Annotated in this window: 14 protein-coding genes; 3 read left to right on the top strand and 11 right to left on the bottom strand. The window is 61.8% G+C overall.

All coding sequences use genetic code 11. The annotated features are described in order from the left end of the window. The first annotated feature begins 81 nt into the window (after window positions 1-81). Entirely contained in the window at window positions 82-1383 is a 1302-nt protein-coding gene (locus tag B060_RS0103440) for a metal-dependent hydrolase family protein (protein WP_026172562.1), read from the top strand. Continuing rightward, window positions 1383-1757 (top strand): ribosomal maturation YjgA family protein, encoded by a 375-nt coding sequence (locus tag B060_RS0103445; protein WP_018080355.1) that lies wholly within the window; start codon window positions 1383-1385, stop codon window positions 1755-1757. The genes B060_RS0103440 and B060_RS0103445 overlap by 1 nt, the downstream gene beginning before the upstream one ends. A 39-nt stretch (window positions 1758-1796) precedes the next feature. On the opposite strand, the gene flbD is transcribed toward B060_RS0103445, so the two are convergent. The 11 genes from flbD to flgK form a co-directional block, all read right to left on the bottom strand. Further along, entirely contained in the window at window positions 1797-3167 is a 1371-nt protein-coding gene (flbD, locus tag B060_RS0103450) for a sigma-54-dependent transcriptional regulator FlbD (protein WP_026172563.1), read from the bottom strand. A 4-nt stretch (window positions 3168-3171) separates the two neighbouring features. Beyond that, a complete protein-coding gene (gene fliN, locus B060_RS0103455) occupies window positions 3172-3504 on the bottom strand; it encodes a flagellar motor switch protein FliN (RefSeq protein WP_018080357.1) in 333 nt (110 codons plus the stop codon). Window positions 3505-3545: 41 nt separating this feature from the next. After that, window positions 3546-4196, bottom strand: a complete 651-nt coding sequence (locus B060_RS0103460) for a FliH/SctL family protein (RefSeq protein WP_018080358.1) — start codon at window positions 4194-4196, stop codon at window positions 3546-3548. A 114-nt stretch (window positions 4197-4310) separates the two neighbouring features. Then, complete coding sequence (gene fliG, locus B060_RS0103465) at window positions 4311-5336, bottom strand: flagellar motor switch protein FliG (protein WP_018080359.1); 1026 nt, start codon at window positions 5334-5336, stop codon at window positions 4311-4313. After that, window positions 5337-7037 (bottom strand): flagellar basal-body MS-ring/collar protein FliF, encoded by a 1701-nt coding sequence (gene fliF, locus B060_RS0103470; protein ID WP_018080360.1) that lies wholly within the window; start codon window positions 7035-7037, stop codon window positions 5337-5339. 270 nt (window positions 7038-7307) lie between these two features. Next, complete coding sequence (gene mnmA / locus B060_RS0103475) at window positions 7308-8483, bottom strand: tRNA 2-thiouridine(34) synthase MnmA (RefSeq protein WP_018080361.1); 1176 nt, start codon at window positions 8481-8483, stop codon at window positions 7308-7310. A gap of 187 nt (window positions 8484-8670) precedes the next feature. Next, entirely contained in the window at window positions 8671-10005 is a 1335-nt protein-coding gene (locus tag B060_RS0103480) for a hypothetical protein (protein WP_155847924.1), read from the bottom strand. Between the two features lie 162 nt (window positions 10006-10167). Continuing rightward, the gene (locus B060_RS0103485; protein ID WP_018080363.1) at window positions 10168-12852 is read right to left on the bottom strand and encodes an ATP-binding protein; all 2685 of its coding nucleotides are present in this window, start codon (window positions 12850-12852) and stop codon (window positions 10168-10170) included. Then, complete coding sequence (locus B060_RS25970; RefSeq protein ID WP_018080364.1) at window positions 12842-13429, bottom strand: biliverdin-producing heme oxygenase; 588 nt, start codon at window positions 13427-13429, stop codon at window positions 12842-12844. Before B060_RS25970 ends, B060_RS0103485 begins: the two co-directional genes overlap by 11 nt. Before the next feature lie 106 nt (window positions 13430-13535). After that, on the bottom strand, window positions 13536-14462 hold the full coding sequence (locus tag B060_RS0103495; RefSeq protein ID WP_018080365.1) for a flagellin: 927 nt from the start codon (window positions 14460-14462) through the stop codon (window positions 13536-13538). A 13-nt stretch (window positions 14463-14475) separates the two neighbouring features. Beyond that, a complete protein-coding gene (gene flgK, locus B060_RS0103500; RefSeq protein WP_026172565.1) occupies window positions 14476-16638 on the bottom strand; it encodes a flagellar hook-associated protein FlgK in 2163 nt (720 codons plus the stop codon). Window positions 16639-17149: 511 nt separating this feature from the next. Here flgK and B060_RS0103505 point away from each other — a divergent pair. Then, window positions 17150-19243 carry a flagellar hook-length control protein FliK gene (locus tag B060_RS0103505; RefSeq protein WP_026172566.1) on the top strand — a complete coding sequence of 698 codons (2094 nt, stop codon included), beginning with the start codon at window positions 17150-17152 and terminating at the stop codon, window positions 19241-19243. The last annotated feature ends 4 nt before the right edge of the window (window positions 19244-19247 follow it).

A 19247-nucleotide genomic window follows, 5' to 3' on the forward strand; every position in this document is an offset into this window, starting at 1 on the left:
TGCGTTTATTGCCATAACACCTTGTCAGAAACCTGAGGGCGGCATAGCCTCACCTGACTTTGTGTGTGGAAGGGGATGAATATGACAATAAAATATGGTGTGGCGACGCTCGCTCTGATGATGGCGCTCGCGGGAAGCGCGTCCGCGAAGGATATTGTGATCCACGCCGGCACCCTGCTCGATGGCGTCTCGGCCACGCCGCAGAAGCAGGTGTCGATCCTGATCCACGATGACCGCATCACCGGCATCAAAGCAGGCTACATAACACACGCCGGCGCCGAGGTCATCGACATGACGACGCAGACGGTCATGCCCGGCTTTATCGACTGCCACGTCCACATCGCCGCCAACCTGCCCAGCCGCACCAACGCGACCGAATACGCCTTCACCCATTCCGATATCGACCGCGCCTTCGATGGCGCGCTCTACAGCCGCCAGATGCTGCAGCAGGGCTTCACCAGTGCGCGCGATGTCGGCGGCGGCGATGACACGGTGGCGGTGAGAAACGCCATCGAGGCCGGCAAGATTTCCGGCCCGCGCCTGTGGGTGGCGCTGGAACCGCTCGGCCCCACCGCCGGTCATGGCGATGGCCGCAGCGGGCTTGATCCGGCGCTCAGCCATCCCGGCTGGGACAATGGCATCGTCGATACGGTCGATCAGGCGCGCATACGGGTGCGCGAACACAAGCGCCGCGGCGCCGACCTCGTCAAGATCATGCCGTCAGGCGGCATCGCCTCGACCGGTGACGATCCGCGCCAGCAACTGATGACCGATGATGAAATGCGAACCGTGGTGACCACCGCCCACGCACTCGGCATGAAAGTCGCCGCCCATATCTACCCCGCCGGCGCCATCGAGGCCGCCGTTGACGCCGGGGTCGATTCGGTCGAGCACGGCTCCTTCGCCACCGACCAGACCTTTGCCAAGATGAAGGCGCACGGCACATATCTCGTGCCGACCCTGACGGTCTACGAGGTGTTTTACCGCGTGGCGCACGATCATCCGGAACTGCTAACGCCCGGCACGGCGGAAAAGGAACTGGCCAACGATCTGCTGCCGAAACAGAACTTCCCGCGCGCCCTCAAATCGGGCGTGAAGATCGCCTATGGCACCGATCTCGGCGAAGGCGATCACGCCATGGAATTCGGCCTGATGATCAGCGAAGGCATGAAGCCGGCGGACGCCCTCTTCGCCGCCACGCGCAATGCCGCCGACCTGATCGGCAGCCCGGATATCGGTGCGATCCAAACCGGGCATTATGCCGATATCGTCGCCACCAAAGGCGATCCGCTGGCTGATCCGGCGCAGTTTGCGCAGGTCGATTTCGTCATGAAGGGTGGTGTGGTCTATCGTCAGACCGGCGCGGCGACGGTGGGGCCATAGTGCGCTTGCGTCTTCCTTACGCGCTGGCGGCGCTGGTCGTTTTCGTCACCGAAATCGGCATCGCACTGTACGTGCATGACGCGGTGATCCGTCCCTATATCGGCGACAGCCTCGCGGTCATTCTGGTTTACTTAAGTTTGCGCGCGGTGACGCCTATGTCGGTGCTTCAGGCCCTGGCCGGTGCGCTGGTGTTCGCCTTCGCCATCGAATTCGGCCAGATGTTCCATCTGATCGACCGGCTTGGTCTGCGCGGCAATCGCGTCGCCGGTTTTATCCTTGGCGGCTATTTCGATGTGAAGGATCTGGCGGCCTATGTGGCGGGGGCTTTAGCGGCCCTGCTGGTTGAGAGCTTGCGCAGAGAAAAGTCGAGCTAACTTCATCCTCCCCTGTTTCGCAGGGGAGGATCAATTTGCTTACGCCGCGTTGGCACCGCTCTGCGGGGCGGGCACCATCACGCCGGCGTCGCCATATTCTTTCAGCTTGTTGCGCAGGGTGCGGATCGAAATACCGAGGATATTGGCGGCGTGGGTGCGGTTGCCAAAGCAGTGGCTCAGCGTATCGAGGATCAGCTTTTGCTCGACCTCGGCGACCGTGGAGCCGACAAAAGTGCGCGCGGCCGATTCCGCCGCCAGAGAGATGCGGCCGACATAGTCCGAACCGATCGGGGCCACCGGATTGAGCGGCTGGCCATCGGGCAAACGAATGGCCTCGGCGTCGATTTCAGACCCCGACGACAGCAGCACGGCGCGGTGCATGGCGTTTTCCAGCTCACGCACATTGCCCGGCCACGGATGGGCCTGCAAACGGCGCTTGGCTTCGAGCGAGATCGGCTTCAGCGCGATGGCGTTGGCCTCGGAGTATTTCTTGGCGAAGTGCTCGGAGAGCGCCAGAATATCAGCCGGCCGTTCACGCAGAGGCGGCAGGGCCAGGTTGATGACGTTGAGGCGATAGAGCAGATCCTCGCGGAAGGCGCCCTCTTTCACGGCCTGCACCAGATTACGGTTGGAGGTGGCCAGCACGCGGATATTGACCGGCACGGGGCGCGCGCCGCCGACGCGATCGATGACGCGTTCCTGCAAGGCGCGCAGCAGCTTGGCTTGCAGGCGGGTATCCATTTCCGAGATTTCATCGAGCAGTAGCGTGCCGCCATCGGCCTCTTCGAACTTACCGATGCGGCGCGCCATAGCGCCGGTGAAAGCGCCCTTCTCGTGGCCGAACAGTTCGGATTCGAGCAGGTTATCGGGGATGGCGGCGCAGTTGACCGAAATGAACGGCTTTTGCGCGCGCTTCGACTTTTCGTGCAGGTAGCGCGCCATCACTTCCTTACCGACACCGCTCTCACCGGTGATCAGGATGGAGGCATCGGAGGCCGCCACCTGATCGGCCAGTTTCAGCACCGCCTGCATCGACGGATCGACGGTGACGAGCGGGCGCGCGTCGTCGGAAACGGCAGCCAGGACGGCGGCGATCAGCTCGGCATCGGGCGGCAGGGGGATAAACTCTTTGGCGCCCTGATTGATGGCGAAGGCGGCCTTGCGCGGATCGGGATTCACGCCGCAGGCGACGACCGTGACGAAGATATGCTCGCGCTCGTTGGCCTCGATCAGCGATTTGATATCGAGTTCGTAATCGACCATCAAAAGATCGGCGCCCTGACCTTTCAGAAGTGCTGCGGTGGCGGCGGTGCAGGTCTCGACATGCGCCACCTTGGCGCCGGTTTCCATCGCCATCTTGACCGCGACCGAGAGCTGCCCGCTCAATTTTCCAACAACGAGTAATCTCATCTGACTAGTTCCCTGCGTCTTCGGACTTGATGATTTCCGTCATGGTCACACCCAGACGATCATCGACCACCACCACTTCGCCACGCGCGACAAGGCGGTTATTCACATAAATATCAATGGCTTCCCCAACCTTTCGGTCGAGTTCGAGCACGCTGCCCTGCCCCAGTTTCAACAACTGCGACACCGACATGTAGCTCTTGCCCAGCACGGCCGAAATATTGACCGGAACATCAAATACGGGGGCGAGATCGGCGGCGGACTTATCGCCCTCGTCCTCGATCGTATGTCCCGGCATGTTCTCGCCGAAATCTTCCAAACCTAAATCATTTTCGGCCATCTGTTGGCCTCCTTACCTGCGCTGTAGCGCGAAACGTCTGTCTAATGCCCGTCATGATCACGGGCGCGGGAATTGTGGAAGACCTCGGCGTCCATCGCCTCGGCCAGGGCTTGTTCGAGCACATCGAAAACGTGCTGCGGATTGTAGTCGGCGCGGCCATCGCTCCACACCACCTCGAAGGCGCCCGTGGGCATCGAGGGGTTGTCGCGGAACTGGATGGCGCCGGTGAAGCCAGCCATCATGGCGGCTTCCTGAGCGGCGGCTTTGAGCTCGTCGCTCGGGTTGCTGACGTGGAGCACCAGCCGCGTCGTCTGTTCGATTTCCTGACCGAGCGCATCGAGCGCGGCCATCAAGGGCGCCTGCGGGAAAAGCTCCAGCGCTTCGGCGGCGATCTTCTGCGCGCAGACCAGGGCCAGTTTGACGCCGGCTTCCTTGTTGGCGTGGATCGAGTCGGTCAGGGCGCCGAGCCCTTGCTGCGCGGCGTCGGCCAGGGCTTGCAGGGCGGCGGACTGCGCCATCTGGGCGCGCGCCATGGCCGAGTTCTCACCGGCGGCATGGGCGGCCTTGCGGACCTCCTCGACCTCTTCGGGGGTGAAGAACTTCTTGGCCGCCGGCGCGGGTCTGGAGACGATGTTGCCTGTGTCGCCAAAGACGGTGCCGAACTCGAAGCGCTTGTGAACGGTTTGGGTCATGCGCAGGCTCCTGAAAGCAAGTAAGATACCCCACCACCGCATCTAGCGCTGACGCGCATCGTGCGGACCATGAGCGAAGCGCCTGGTGGTGGGGTATCTTGCTTACAAAAACCCTTAATAAATAAGCTCATCATCGCCCCCTTGACCGGCCAGCATGATTTCGCCCTTGGCAGCCAGATCCTTGGCGACCTGCACCATGGCCATCTGCGCCGTATCGACATCCTTGAGGCGCACCGGCCCCATCGAGTCCATATCGTCGCGCATGATCTTGGCGGCGCGTTCCGACATGTTGGACATGAACATATCTCGCAGGCCGTCCGAAGAGCCCTTGAGCGCCAAGGCCAGTTGATCCTTTTCGACCGCGCGCAGCAGGGTCTGGACCCCGCCCGGATCGAGCTTGTTCAAGTCCTCGAAGACGAACATCAGGGCGCGGATGCGTTCGGCGGATTCGCGGTTGCGCTCTTCCAGCGCCGCCACGAAGCGGCTCTCGGTCTGGCGGTCGAAATTGTTGAAGATTTCGGCCATCAGTTCGTGCGAGTCGCGCTTGGAGGTGCGCGCCAGGTTCGACATGAATTCGACGCGCAGGGTCTGCTCGATCTTGTCGAGGATTTCGCGCTGCACCGGCTCCATGCGCAACATGCGCTGCACGCATTCGAGCGCGAAATCTTCCGGCAGTGACGACAGCACGCGGGCGGCGTGATCGGCCTTGATCTTGGACAGGACGACGGCGACGGTCTGCGGATATTCGTTCTTCAGGTAGTTGGCCAGCACCGCCTCGTTGACGTTGCCGAGCTTGTCCCACATGGTGCGGCCGGCCGGGCCGCGGATTTCTTCCATCAGGGCCTCGACCTTGTCGGCCGGCAGGAAGTTGCCAAGCAGGCGCTGGGTCTGCTCGAACGAGCCCATGATGGTGCCGGAATTGCTCATGCCGGATACGAACTCGATCAGCAGGTCTTCGACCACGTTCGACGACACCGTGCCGAGCGCCGACATGGCCTGGGAAATTTCCTTGATCTCTTCCTCATCCAGCGCCTGCCAGAGCTGGAGGTGATCCTCGCCCAGGGCCAGTAACACGACCGCGGCTTTTTCTACCCCGCTGAGGCGCTTCGGATCATCGATGGTGTTTTTACTCTTGGCCATTTAGCTATCGTGCAACCAACTACGCAGGATCGACACCGACTCTTCCGGGTGGCGATCGACAAATTCCGACACCTTCTTGACCGAGGAGGCTTTCACCTGACCTTCGATGCGGGCGATATCGATGCCCGAAGTCTCGGTGACCGAAGGCACCATGCCACCACCGCTGCCGCCGGCGATCTGCGGGAAATTACCATCCGGCCCGGCCACACCGGGCGTTCCGCCGGCGCCGGCCAGTGCCATGCCGCCCGGACCGGCCACCATGCCGCCATTGGCCGCCACCAGATAGTTGGGTGTGCCGTTAATGAACTTGACCAGCGGACGCGCCACCAGGAAGATGACGAGGAGCGCCACGAGCAGGAGCACGCCGACTTCAGCGGCACGCATGATGTCGTTCTTGTCGAAATCGAACATCGACGCCTTGGCCTCAGTGCCGGCGACATCGAGCGCGCCGTGGTTGAACCGGATATTGGTCACCTTGATCTGATCGCCGCGCGTATCGGTGATGCCGACGGCGGCGCGCACCAGTTCCTCGATCTTCTGCATGTCCTCGGCCGAACGCGGCGCATAGGCCGGCGGCGCCTTGCCGTCCTTGGAGGGCGTCAGCACACCATCAACCACGACGGCCACGGCCAGTTTCTTGACCTCGCCCGGTGTGGTGACCGAGGTCGTCTTGGTGGTCGAGATTTCGTAATTGGTAACTTCCGAGTTCGTCTTGCTCGAATTGCCGGCGGTGCTGAGCGACGGCGCCTGCTGGGTGCCATTGGGGATATTGGCCGAGGCCGTGGTGGCGCCGGCCGAATTGGGATCGGACGTCTGCTCGTTGCCTTCATCGGTGCGGCTGGAGCGCACGACCTGGCCATCAGGATTGTATTCGACCTGCTCTTTCGTCGTTGAGGTCTGGTCGAGGTCGGCGGTGACGGTGACGCGCGCGGCGCCTTGCCCGACGACGCCTTCGACGATATCGGTGATGCGCTTGCGCAGCGTGTCCTCGACCTCGCTCTTGCGCGCCGAGCCCATGCCGTTCAGGCTGTCTTCGCCCTCACCTCCGGCCGCCAGCAGGTGGTTGCGGTCATCGACCAGGGTGACGTTGTCAGGCTTCAGATTGGGTACGGCGCTGGCCACCAGATTACGGATGGCGCGGATCTGATCGGGGCCAAGGTCGGAACCGGACAGGCCCACCACCACCGAAGCGGTCGGCGACTGGGCGGTATCGCTGAACAGGGCGCGATCAGGCATGACCAGATGGACGCGCGTCGAGGAAATACCTTTGAGCGAACTGATGGTTCGGGCCAGTTCGCCTTCGAGGGCGCGCTTGTTGTTAAGGTTTTGCACGGATTCGGTCTGGCCCAGCACCGGCGCGGTGTCGAACAGCTCGTAACCGACTGAACCGCTGGTTACCAGCCCCTTGCCGGATACCAAAAGGCGGGTGGAAGCCACCTTGTCGCGGTCGACCATGATGGTCGAGCCATCGCCCTTGACCTCGTACTTCACGCCGGCCTGGTCGAGCGCCTGGGTGACTTGCGCAGCCTCTTTGAGGTCGAGATTCGAGTAGAGCAGCGATTGCGGCTGGGCCGAGATGTTCAGAATGATGGCCGCCATCACGGCGGCCGCGCCAGCGGCGGCGCCCAGAATAGCCGTCAGCCGGCCGACGCCGAACTTCTGTAAACCTGCAAAAAATGAATCCACGCGCCGACGCCCCATCACCTTAACGGCGGGTGGCGCGCCTTGTTCCGACGCGCCACCTGCCTCACTAGGCAGTAATTTCCCAGTGCGGGGTTAATTTGGCATTAATGGATGAGGTAAATTGTCGGGCTTTTATCCACAGACGGTGCGCAAGCGCCTTATTTTACAGAGATTGAGGCTAGCAGAATTTGCTAACGGACGCAAGTTTTACGCCTGAGGGGCGAAGGCGATACCCGCACTTTTTCCCGCAGCGCGTGAATTGCGCGACGGTATACTGAGGCCGTACCTCTAGAAGGCGCGGGTGCTGGCGATAAAACCGCCGCCCAGCACGCGGCCGTCATCGGCGACATCATACAGCACACAGGCCTGACCGGGCGCCACGCCCTCTTCGGCGCCATCAAACTCGACCTCGATGCGGTCCTCAGCAACGACCAGACGGGCCAGTACCGGCGGGCGGGTCGAGCGCACACGCGCCAGCACCGGCTTGTGCGCGCGGGCGGCATCAAGCAACTCGCTTTCATCACCAAGCCAGTTGGTTTCTTTTAGGGTCAGGGCGCGGGTCAAGAGGGCCTCACGCGGACCTACGATCACTTCGCGGGCGTCGGCGTCGATGCGGGTGACGAACAGGGGCTCACCGACGGCGATATTCAGGCCGCGGCGCTGGCCGATGGTGTAGCCGGTGATGCCGTCATGCTGACCCAGCACCCTGCCATCGATATGGCGGATATCGCCCTTTTCTCGCCCTTGCGGCCGCAGGCGGTCGATCAGGGTGGTGTACTTGCCTTCCGGCACGAAGCAGATGTCCTGGCTGTCCGGCTTGTGGGCGATTTTCAGCCCAAGTTGCACGGCGATATCGCGGACCTGCGGCTTCGGGATACCGGCCAGCGGAAAACGCAGAAAATCGAGCTGCGCCCGCGTCGTGGCGAAAAGGAAGTAGCTTTGGTCGCGGGATTGATCGGCGGCGCGGCGCAACTGGCCCTCCTCGGAGCGCTCGACATAGTGACCGGTGGCCATGGCAAGGGCACCGAGATCGCGGGCGACATCGAGCAGATCATGGAACTTGACGCTTTGATTGCAGCGGATGCACGGCACCGGGGTTTCGCCGCGCAGATAGCTGTCGGCGAATTCCTCGATCACCGAGTCGCGGAAACGGCTTTCATAATCGAGCACGTAGTGGGCGATACCGATCTTTTCGGCGGCCATGCGGGCGTCGTGGATATCCTGGCCAGCACAGCAGGCGCCGGTCTTTTTCAACGCAGCGCCATGATCGTAAAGCTGGAGCGTGACTCCGATGACTTCGTAGCCGGCCTGATGCAGCAGGGCGGCGACCACGGTGGAATCGACCCCGCCCGACATGGCGGCGACCACGCGCGCGCCCTGCGGCAGCCCCACGCTCTTGCGGGTGGCTTCGATGGCGGCATCAAGATCAGCCGATTGGATAAGGGGAACTGCGCAGACGGTCATGGTTTCCGGATGTGATGATAGCTCGTCGCATCCCGGCAAGGGCAAGTGCCCGTCCGAGCTTTTGCGAGGAGCCTGCGCGGCCTCTGAGCGCATAAAGCCGCTAAATAGGGCAAAACCGAGTAAATTGCTAGGGTATGAAGAGTCACTTTTTCACCTCCCCGATACATCAGGGGAGGATGAAGTGGCGTTACTGCCGGTAGCCCCAGGTGAGCATCCAGCGGTCGATGGCGCTGAGCGAGGTCAGATCCTTGCCCTTGTCGTATTCGAGCGCGAAGACATAGTGGCTCTTCGGCGTCGGGTAATAGGCGGCGCGCGAGATCAGGCGGGTGGCGGTGGCGCCTTCGTGGCTCAGATCATCACGGCGGCTGTATTGCAGGTTGAGGCCAAAGCCGGGCTTATCCTTGCCGCGGTTGAGGCGGACATCCCAGCTCGCGTCGAAACCAAGGCGGGCATATTGCGGCAGATACAGCAGAGCCAGCTTGGCGCCGGGATCGCTGACATCGACATAATCGCTGACGAGGGTCATGTTGGCCGTCTGGCAGAGTACACATTCAGCCGACGCATTGCCTGGGAAGGTGCGGTCGGTCCAGGCCTTGAGCGGCAGGCCGAGCGAAGCCTCGAAGCGGGTGAGGGAGGATTGCAGGCGGTCGTCGGTCTCGTAGGCCGCGGTCAGGCCGCCGATATAGGCCTCCTTCCCGTCGTCGCGGGCAAAGCGGAAGTGGCCGCGCAGGCCGATGTCGAGATTGTTGACCTCATTGCCGATATAGAGGCTCGAAATGCGTTCATAGCCGACGAAGGGACGGATATCGCCGAAGCCTTCGGTGGCCACCTTCTGATCGCCCCAGGTCAGGATGGCCGGTGCGGCGATCACCCCCTTGGCCGAAATCACCGGCGCGCTGTCAGAGGCGTTATCGACATAAGACAGGCGGGCCGGATCGCGGCTGGTGTAGTCGTTCTTCTCCGTCTCGTTGACACTCGAGGCGATTCGCCAGTGTGAAACGACGCGGCGCAGGCCGGTCTTTTCCTTTGGCATGACCTCTGGCGCGACCTCCGGAACAGCGGGCGCCGTGGCGATAACGGGCGGCGGCGGTGGCGGCGTCCGGCATTGCAGGACGTAGGTATCGCGTGACAGGTCAAAGAAAGCGGCGATCTGCTCGGGGCGTGTGGCGGGCTCCGCTCCCTGACCGGCCCAGCTCAGATGCAGACGGCCATCATCGCGCGTCGCCAGCATGGCGGCGACGGCGCGGTTGAGCGCCGCCAGACTACCGTCGGTTTGGCAGGCTTCGTCGGCGCAAGCCTGCGCCACGCGCTGCGCCAGCGGCACGGGCGGTGCGCTGAAATCGGCGACATCCATAACGATCGGATAACGCGCCAGAAGCTGGGTGATGGCGTTTTGCCGCGCCAGACGACGGGCGTCGCCTTCGCCTTCGCACGCGACGGTATCAAGGCCCGAAAGGCCCGCAGGCGCCGACGTCGTGGCCGTGCTGGCGGCGACCACAAAACTGGCCAAAAGACTGATCAAGGGCAGAACTCCTCCCATAAGCGGACCTGAGAAAGGACCTTCATGGATGCGCCACATAATGACAACGCGATATCCCCCGTAGCAGCCGCAGATAAACGGCTGATGACGCAGCATAGCAAGCGCGCGGAGCCGATTAAACCCAAAAAGGGAATAAAAACAGGGTTACGCTTTCAACGCAGGCATATATTTGCCGATCAGGTGTTCAAGCTGAGCCGGATTGAACGGCTTGGACATATAGTCATCCATCCCCGCCGCCAGGCATTTTTCACGGTCCCCGACCAGCGCATTGGCCGTCACGCCGATGATCGGGATGTGCCCGCCCTGGCCAGACGCCTCAGACTCACGGATCAGGCGCGTCGCTTCATAGCCATCCATTTCCGGCATCTGAACGTCCATCAGCACCAGATCGAACCCGCCGGCACGGAAAGCCTCAAGCGCCGCCTTGCCGGTGCGGGCCACGATAACGTCATAGCCCTGCTCCTCCAGCATGGCCTGGGCCACGATGATATTGCCCTCGTAATCCTCGGCCAGCAGAATATGACCGCGCGCATCCGTTCTGGGGGCTGCGATCGGTTCGATCTCCGGCGGCAGGTCGTCGTGCGCGGCGTTCTCGACCGGCAAGGTGACGGTAAACCGGCTGCCCAGCCCTTCGCGGCTGGAAACGGCAAGGGTGCCGCCCATCAGTTCTGTCAGTTGCTTCGTGATGGCCAGACCAAGCCCGGTGCCGCCGAAACGGCGCGATATGCTGGGATCGGCCTGGATGAACTTGTCGAAGATGCGTTCGGTCTGTGCGCGGCTCATGCCGATGCCGGAATCCACCACGTCGATGACCACCTGACGGCCCGCATCCGGCAGGGCTTCGGCCTTGACCAGAATATTGACAAAGCCCTCGTCGGTGAACTTGACCGCGTTGCTAACCAGATTAGTGATGATCTGTTGCAGGCGCATGGCGTCGCCCATAATGTTCAGTTCGGTGCGGGCGGCGCACTTGATATTGAGCATCAGGTTCTTTTCGGCCGCGCGCACGCTCATGATCGAGCCGACCTCGGAGACTATGTCCGCGATATTGAGCGCATGCGATTCAAGCACAAGTTCGTGGCTTTCGATCTTCGCGACATCGAGCAGATCGTTGATCAGGTTGAGCAGCGAGTCGGACGACAGACGCAACACGCTGAGCAGTTTTTTCTGACGTTCATCGAGCGGCGATCCGCGATCGAGCAGGCTGACAATGCCGGTGATGGCATTCATCGGCGTGCGCAGTTCGTGGCTCATATTGGCGAGAAACTCGCTCTTGGCCACATTAGCCTGCTCGGCCGTCAGGCGTTCGCCTTCAAGCACGACCTGCACGATGTCTTGTGCTGTTTCGTTGTCTTCGCGCGTCCATGGCCGACAGCGGTTCCTGACGGTTTCCTTCCACAGTTTGAACGAACTGCGCGGCATCAGGCGATAGCCGGCCTTGGTCTGCTCAGGCACTTTTTCAGGCGCTCCGGCCCAGTTGACCTGCTGGCGCACGCTGGTGCGGAACCAGATCATATAGTCGTTCCGGGTGTGGCTGACCGGCGCCGCCAGCAAACCACCCGTCAGGTCTTCAAGCCCTTCAACGCCCGAGAAGGTCACGTCGCTTTCCTGGGTGCTGAAAATGCCGGAACTATGCTCTGACAACCAGGCAATCAGACGCCTTATCGTCTTTTCAGGCGGCGTGGCGCCAAAGCTCAGGGTCCGTTTGCGCGTCATCACCGCCAGACCCTGAGAATCCATAGCGCTGAGCGCCAGACCCTGACGGCCCGACAAAAGTTCGGCCAGATTGAAGTTGGCCTTTAAACCGGCCGACAGGCGCTCGACGATCAGATTGCGCTTTTCCTGCTCCTCCTTATCGCGCAGGCCTTCCATCGAGGACAACTGCGCCGAAAAGATATGGCCCATGATCTCGGAGACCATACGGACGCGATAGGGCACATGGTAGCCGACATTGTGGTGGCAGGCGACCAGCCCCCACAGCTTGCCATCCTGAATAATGGAAATCGACATCGAGGCGTGAACGCCCATATTGACGAGATACTGGACGTGGATGGGCGAGACGCTGCGCAGCACGCTCAGGGACATGTCGAGCGGCTTATGCGTATCCGGGTGACACGGCGGCATGATCGGCACCGGCGCGTATTTCACATCGGCGATCTGGCGGATATAGTTGGTGGTGTAAAGTTTGCGCGCCTGTTCGGGGATGTCGGACGCCGGGAAATGCAGGCCGCGATACGACGGCATGTATTCCGCTTTATTTTCGCCGACTACCTCACCGTTCCAGTTCACATCGAACCGGTACAGCTTGACTCGATCAAAGCCGGTGATGTCGCGGATTTTGGCCGTCACAAAATCGAACAGGTCCGGCAGGGTGGTGGCGTTGCGCAGACCGACCGCGAAGTCGCGCAGTTCGTCATAAAAGAAATCGCGCACGAGCGCTTTCTTGTCGTCGATGATCTCAAGCTCAACCACGACATTCTCGTCGACGCGGTGCGCGACGGCGTCGAACCAATGGTCATCGATCCGGATGATGGTCGAGCGCATCGGCATGAGGCCGCGTTCGACCACGATGAAACGGATCTGCTCAGCCTGTTCGCCGCCGATGATGTCCGCCAGAGTCTTGCCGAGCACGCCTTCAAAGGTTTGTTGCGGCAGCCATTGCCCGACATTGTCGCTGACCTGGATGATGCGATGATCGGCGCCTTCGAGAACGAACAGCATGCCATAGGGCTGAATCGAGCCTGGTATATGGATAGGCTCTTTGGCGCATTCTTTGAGCGCCTCTTCCAGTTCCGTCTCTGTCAGCTCCTGCCTCGGTTCAAGCTTCATGAGCGATCTCAATCGGCGATGGCCTAAGCAGGGTCATGGCGTCGCAAAAATAGCAAATATTTTCAAAAGATTGCTGGGCGGAGGTTACCGCCTCGTCCTCATCAAGACCCGAGGTCTCCAGCATGACAACGAACTGTTTCCACTGCGCGCCGTTGTCGTGATAGCCGGCGAAGAACCACTGGTCGAGATGGGGTATCAGCGCCAGTTGCCGTTCGAGATGCTTGCTGATGACGTGGCCGCCAAGGGTAGAACCCTGCTTGGTGTAAAGATAGCCGGCCAGTTTCGACGGCGTATCGAGCGGCGCATGATGGAAATCGAAGCGGTCACTCCAGCTTTCCAGACCCTGCTGCGCCATGTCGCTGGCCAGCCACGCCAGCACGGGGGCGTTCGGCACATCTTCGGGCCAGTCGGCCAGGCACGCCGCCTCGGCGTGGGTATAGTAGGCGTCGAAAGCCAGAACGATGCGGTGAAAGTCCGCCAGCGTGATCGGATTTGACAGACCCAGAAGAAGCGGATGCTGGTGGAGCGCCTCGTGCTGCTGTCGGGTGTGGTGGCGAAGGACGTCAAGCAGGGGCATAGAGAAAGAAAGAACCGTCGAAAATTATGCTGCCCGTACAGTTAGCCGTAATAGATATAAATTATAAATGTGGGTTTGTCGGGACAAGGCGCCGGCTTTGTCCCGCCTATTTCAGCAGGTTGAGCAGGCTTGATGACGACAGATTAGACAGCACCTGCGCCGATGCCTGCACAGCCACCTGGGCCTGCTGCATGTCGGTATAGGCCTTGGACATATCGGCGGCCGTACGGCTCTCGACCAGATTGCTGAGCGAACTGGACTGCCCCTTCAGCGACGTCTGTGTATTATCAACACGCGTCTGCATGGTGCCATTGAGCGACGTTTGCTGCAGGATATCGTCATAGGCGGCTGAGAATTCCTGCGATTTGGTCGACAGGAAAGCCTTTTGCGAATCGGTCAGGCTGGCGCCGAAAGGACCGGTGGCCGGGTCGTCGTTATAGTTCTGGATGTCCTTGAAGATCGTCATCACCTTTGTGCCGATATCCGAGGCCAGCATGCCGGTCTGGATGTTGGTGTTGGCGTCGATCTGCGAGCTTTTCTTGACCGTGCCGTTGGTGAAGGCATCGCTGACCGAGGTCAGGCCGCCCAGTTCCGCCAGGCTCCTGGTCGCCACGGGCGCGCCGTTATCGCTGCCGCCGGCGAAGAGGAACTGGCCATTATGCTGGAAGTTGAGGCCCGAAAGTGTGGCGGCGAAGGAGCCCTGCATATCAACCATGATGGTGGTGCCATCGGCATTGGCCAGGGCGCTCATGATCTGGTCCTTGGCACCGGTGATGGCGTCACCCGTGGTGGTGAGCGCGATGTTCTGGCTGTCGAGGCGATCGCTGACCGTCTGGGTGACGTCGATATAGGCGTTGGTGCGCGACAACGAGGATTGGTAGGACGCGATGATCTCGGAGGTCCGCCCGTAGCCCATCAGGTCGGTGGCGACCTTCTGGGTCGAGAGCTGGGTGTTGGCTGTGTTCTGACGCTCCTGCGCCAGCATCAGGTTGCTGAGGGCGTTTGACCAGGTTTCGGATGTCGAAATACGCATGGGTACGGACCTTTTAGACCATGTTCAGCAGGACGTCATACATGTCCTTGGCCGCCTGAACGAGGCGACCGGCGGCGCTGTAAGCCTGCTGGTAGGTGGTGAGATTGACAAGTTCTTCGTCGAGATTGACGCCCTGATAGGCGTCGCGGCGCGAGCCGGCTTCGGAGAGGAGAGCGGCATTGCTCTCCTTGTTCGTCTTGGCGTTGGCGGCAAGATTGCCGACCTGGCCGGCGAGATCAGAGGCATAGCGCTCAAGCGTGGAGAGGCCGCCCGAATTGAGGCCGGCCGAATTGAAGGTGGTGGGTTTGCTGCCCACCGCCGCCATGGCCAGAGCCCCCTTGCCGTCACCGGCATTGAGCGCATTGAGGCCGGAGGCGGCGTTGAGGTTGACCTGCGCCAGCGCCATCTCTTTCGGATCCTTGTTGATCCGGTCGGCGATCGACAGACTGCTGGCGATCGAGCCCGCGCCGTCGCCCAGGCCGAAGAATTTGCTGAAGGACGCGCCGGTGCCGTTGCGCGAGGTGTCGTCCGAATTCACCGCCAGGGTATTGGCGGGGTTGCCGAAGCCCTTGAAACTCAAAGTGCCGCTGCTGTCGAGCGAGAAGGTGCCATAGCGGCCAAGCCCGGTGGAGGTGTCGTTGAGCGAGGTCACCATGCTGGTCATGTCGCCGCCGGTCATGCTGACATTGACCGTGGTGACCGTGGCGCCGGCCGCCGATTTCAGCGAGAAGCCGACCGTGCCGGTGGTGAAGCCGTTAGCATCGCCTGCCGACAGGCCGGTCTTGTAATTGGTCGGATTCGGCGAGGTGATGACGTCGTTCATGCCGAAGAACTGCGAGAAGCCCTGGCCGAACTTGCTTGATGGCGTGGTGCCGGTACCGGTGTTTGCGGCGGAATCGACGATGGCGACACCGTCATTACCGGTGGTGCCGTTGGTTTTCAGCGTCATCACGCCGTCGGTGAAATCGAGCTGCGCACCGACCAGCCCGGCATTGATATCGCTGACAAAGCTGGACGCGCTGAAGCCGATCGTGCCACCACCACCACCATCGACGGCGTAGCCGCCATTGCCGCTGCCATCGGCGTCGAAGGTAATCTTCATGGTGTGGGCAATATTACCGGCGCTATCGAGCGTGACGATGTTCGTCTCGCCGGTGAAGCCCTTGATAGCCTCGCCTTCCGTCAGGCTGGTGTTCTTGCCGGTCAGGATGGCAGGGGCCGGCACAGCGCTGGAGGCATTGTGCGCGGCGTTGATCTGGGCCGAAAACTGCGTGACGTATTCATTAAGCTGGGCATTGACCGCTACCGACGTCTTGTCGCGGATATCGAGCAGCCCCTTGATCTCGCCGGAGGTCAGGCTGTCGGTCAGGTCGCGCGTTTCGCCGGTGACGCCGGTGACGCTGATGGGACCGAAGCTCGTGCTGGCATCGACGCCGGTGGTCGGCTTGTAGCTCAGGGTGGCGTAGTTTGTGTCATTGGCCAGCAACATACCCGACTGGGTGCGCACCGTGACGCCGCCGTTGGTATTTTGCGTCACACTGACGTCGACCAGTTTGGAAAGCTGGTCGATATAGGCAAGCTGAGTGGTCTGCGAGCCCGTGGCGTCATCGCCGGTGACGGTGGCGGTCGAGATAGAGGCGTTGAGTTCGCTGATGCTCTTGAGTAGGTCGTTGACCGAATTGACGTCCGAACCAATGCGGGCGTCAGCGTCGCCGCGCACGGTCTGGATCTTTTTGGAGATGCGGTCGCCTTCCGACAGGAAACTCGACAGATAGCTCAGGGCCTGCTGGCGACCGGCGCTGGAGGTCGGGTCTTCGCCGATCTGGGCGAACGACGACAGGGCGGCGCTTGCCTGATTGAACAGGTTGTTGCTGTCGGTGATATCGCCAAACTGCGCCTGGATCTGATCGAGCAGTTCATAGCTGACATCCGAGCGCGCCGAGGTCGAGGTAGCCTTGAGCGCCGCGGCCTGCAGATATTTGTCGGCGGCCAGGGTCGCCTGGTCGGAGCGCACCCCCATGCCGACGCCGGCGGTGACGATGCTCGACTGATGCGCGACCTTGCGGATATAACCCGGCGTGTTGATGTTCGACATGTTGTCGGAGACGACGCGCAACTGATCCTGCGCGGTCATCAGGCCCGAAACGCCGATATTCATGATCGAGGTTAGTGACATGGGGCGGTTTCCACTTCTGCCTGTGCGCGCGCATTCTGCCGCTTATCCGGCAAAGCCTGCAGGCAACCCGGCAAAAATGACCGGGTTATCTGACAAACTGATTCTAAAAAATTTATGTTTTTCATAAACTTAGCGTTTTGCTCATGGCGGGGTTGGTCGTAATTCCCCTTACCCGTTTCAAGTCGCGTGCCAGATAGTTCGCGCGCGTATGCGCCCAGACGTGCACAGGGGGCGCGCGCTCCTGCGTATGAGGCGCACGCGATGGCGACCGCCCGGCCAAAACCGCCACCAAAACGCCGTCAGACTAGGCAAATTTCGCCCTGAAAGCCGGTAGGGGCGGCAATTTCGCCATCAACTAAACTCACTTAAAGTCAAATATTTCAATACTTTATGTGTTGGCCCGTGGATTGCATAAGCTTCTCGATTGGATGCGCAAAATGCGTTGACCTCGTTTGTGACCTGCCCGCCGCAAGATGCATCGGGCCGATCGGCTGGTTTTTCGCGGATACGCATGTCCCTCGACCTCACCTCTTTGCTGACGACAGCCTCCGGCACGACCGCGAGCCAAGCGATGACACTCGCCGTTGGCGAGGCTGCGTCGGATGGCCAAGGCTCTGAGAGGGGCACGGTTTCGTTCCAGAGCCTTCTGACGGCGCTCACCGGCGATGCATCGGCTCAGGACACGTCCTTACCGCAGGTTATGGCGCCCCAAGTCGCAACCGCCCAGGTCATAACCACCCAGGGCGATGCCGCCGCCACTCTGATGGCCGCGCAGACAACGGTCACGGCAGCCGACATCGTGGCGCCGGACGTCACCCAGACCCCGGTCACGGTACAGACCGAAACGATTGCCCAGCCAACGCCGGATCAGATGCAAGCGCCGGTTTTGGCGCCGGTTTTGGCAGAGGTTCAGCCCCAGCCTGTGGTCGAGGTCGAGCCGACTGTGGTCCAGCCGCAAACTTCTGCTTCTGCCACTGACACGCCCACCACGACCGTGGCAGCGCCTGCCACCCAGCCGGCGCCACAAGCCTGGCCAAAAACGTCGTCAGAAACGCAGCCAGAAACGACATCAGAAACGCCGCTCGAGACATCGTCACACCTTTTGACGGACGCACCGCACGTCGTTATCGCCCAAACCGAGGCCACCCCGGCGGCGGCCCCCAAAACCGAAACGATCAAAGCGCCGAAGCCCGTTGAGACGCAAGTCGCAGCGCCCGTTGAAACGCCGGCTGCCACGACGATACTCACGAACGTCCCAGCGCCTGCGGCACCGGTCATCGCTGTAGCCCCGGCGCCTCAGCAACCGCAAACCGCCCCTGCGGAGATCGTGGCGACGGGTATTGCAACGACCGTGACGCCGATGGTCGTCCAGCACGCCGCCGCCAAGCCGGTCAAGGCGACGAAGGCCAGCGACGACACGACGGCCGACAGCAAGATAACGGCCGACAAGACTTCGGATCTCACCGCTGCCCCGGACCTGATGGCCAGTCTGGTCGCTCAGGCCCAGCCAGCCCCGCTGGCCACGCCTGCCGCGACACCGCTGCCGACCGCGTCAGCGCAGGCTTCCGCACCACCCCAGTTTTCGCCGCCCGCCGCGCCGCAAGCGCCGCAGGATGAGGCCAGTCTGCCGGGTGCTCAGAACACGCCGCAAGCCAAACTGCCGGACGATGCTGCCGCAGCACCTGTCCAGCCGACAAACGCCAAGGCGGCTGATTTTGTCAGCCTGTTGACGACCCATGCGCCGACAACGGCCACGGCGCCGGTGAACGCAAAAGCGCCGGAATCCCAGCCTCAGGCCCAGGTAAAGCCATCGGTCGAGGCCCAAGCGGCCATCGCCAGCGCCCAGGCCGAGAGCGCCGTCGTCGCCACGCCCGTCGCCGCTTCGGAGACCTCCCCGGCCTTCACGCTGATCTCGGCGCAGACGCAAGGGCAATCGACCTATGCCGCCAGCCCGGCCGCAGCGACGGTCGTGATGCAATCCGCCTTGTCGCAGACAGCGGTCGATAACCTCAACGCGCTCAGCGTGCAGATCAACAAGCGTCACGCCGAAGGCGCCACCAAGTTCACCATGGAACTGCATCCGGCCGATCTTGGCCGCGTTGATGTGGCGCTGACGATTGCCAAGGACGGCAAGCTGACGGCGCATATGAGCTTCGACAGCGCCGTCACCGCCGAGACCTTCAGCGCGCACGAAGCCGAGCTGCGCAAGTCCCTCAGCGCGACCGGTCTGGCCCTCGCCGACGACGCCCTGACCTTCTCTTCGCGTGCCAAGCCGGAAGCCACCGTGGTTGCCGCGCAAAGCCAGAACGCCACGCAGAACCAGAACCAGAATGGCCAGCCAGCGCCGCAGGATGCGCGCGCTCAGGACAGCCTGTCGCAACAGAACGCCAATTCGCAACAGAATTCGCAGCAACAGCAACAGCAGGCTCTGCTCAACGACCAGCAGGGCCAGAACCGCCACAATGCCCAACAGGCAGCGCGCGCCCTCGCTCAAGCCGAACAGATGGCCGCCGACAGCGACATGGACGCGACACTCGACGCGGCCATGGCCAGCCTGAACTACCGTCAACCCGATGCGCGCCTCGCGCTCAATCTGATCGTCTAGGACA

This window comes from Asticcacaulis benevestitus DSM 16100 = ATCC BAA-896 (assembly GCF_000376105.1).
Classification (GTDB): domain Bacteria; phylum Pseudomonadota; class Alphaproteobacteria; order Caulobacterales; family Caulobacteraceae; genus Asticcacaulis; species Asticcacaulis benevestitus.

Excerpts from the sequence above, each read along its gene's own strand:
- B060_RS0103460 (WP_018080358.1), bottom strand. The coding sequence starts at position 4,196 with ATGACCCAAACCGTTCACAAGCGCTTCGAGTTCGGCACCGTCTTTGGC.
- flgK (WP_026172565.1), bottom strand. The coding sequence starts at position 16,638 with ATGTCACTAACCTCGATCATGAATATCGGCGTTTCGGGCCTGATGACC.
- fliG (WP_018080359.1), bottom strand. The coding sequence starts at position 5,336 with ATGGCCAAGAGTAAAAACACCATCGATGATCCGAAGCGCCTCAGCGGG.
- B060_RS0103440 (WP_026172562.1), top strand. The coding sequence starts at position 82 with ATGACAATAAAATATGGTGTGGCGACGCTCGCTCTGATGATGGCGCTC.
- B060_RS0103485 (WP_018080363.1), bottom strand. The coding sequence starts at position 12,852 with ATGAAGCTTGAACCGAGGCAGGAGCTGACAGAGACGGAACTGGAAGAG.
- B060_RS0103495 (WP_018080365.1), bottom strand. The coding sequence starts at position 14,462 with ATGCGTATTTCGACATCCGAAACCTGGTCAAACGCCCTCAGCAACCTG.
- fliN (WP_018080357.1), bottom strand. The coding sequence starts at position 3,504 with ATGGCCGAAAATGATTTAGGTTTGGAAGATTTCGGCGAGAACATGCCG.
- flbD (WP_026172563.1), bottom strand. The coding sequence starts at position 3,167 with ATGAGATTACTCGTTGTTGGAAAATTGAGCGGGCAGCTCTCGGTCGCG.
- mnmA (WP_018080361.1), bottom strand. The coding sequence starts at position 8,483 with ATGACCGTCTGCGCAGTTCCCCTTATCCAATCGGCTGATCTTGATGCC.
- B060_RS25970 (WP_018080364.1), bottom strand. The coding sequence starts at position 13,429 with ATGCCCCTGCTTGACGTCCTTCGCCACCACACCCGACAGCAGCACGAG.
- fliF (WP_018080360.1), bottom strand. The coding sequence starts at position 7,037 with ATGGGGCGTCGGCGCGTGGATTCATTTTTTGCAGGTTTACAGAAGTTC.
- B060_RS0103505 (WP_026172566.1), top strand. The coding sequence starts at position 17,150 with ATGTCCCTCGACCTCACCTCTTTGCTGACGACAGCCTCCGGCACGACC.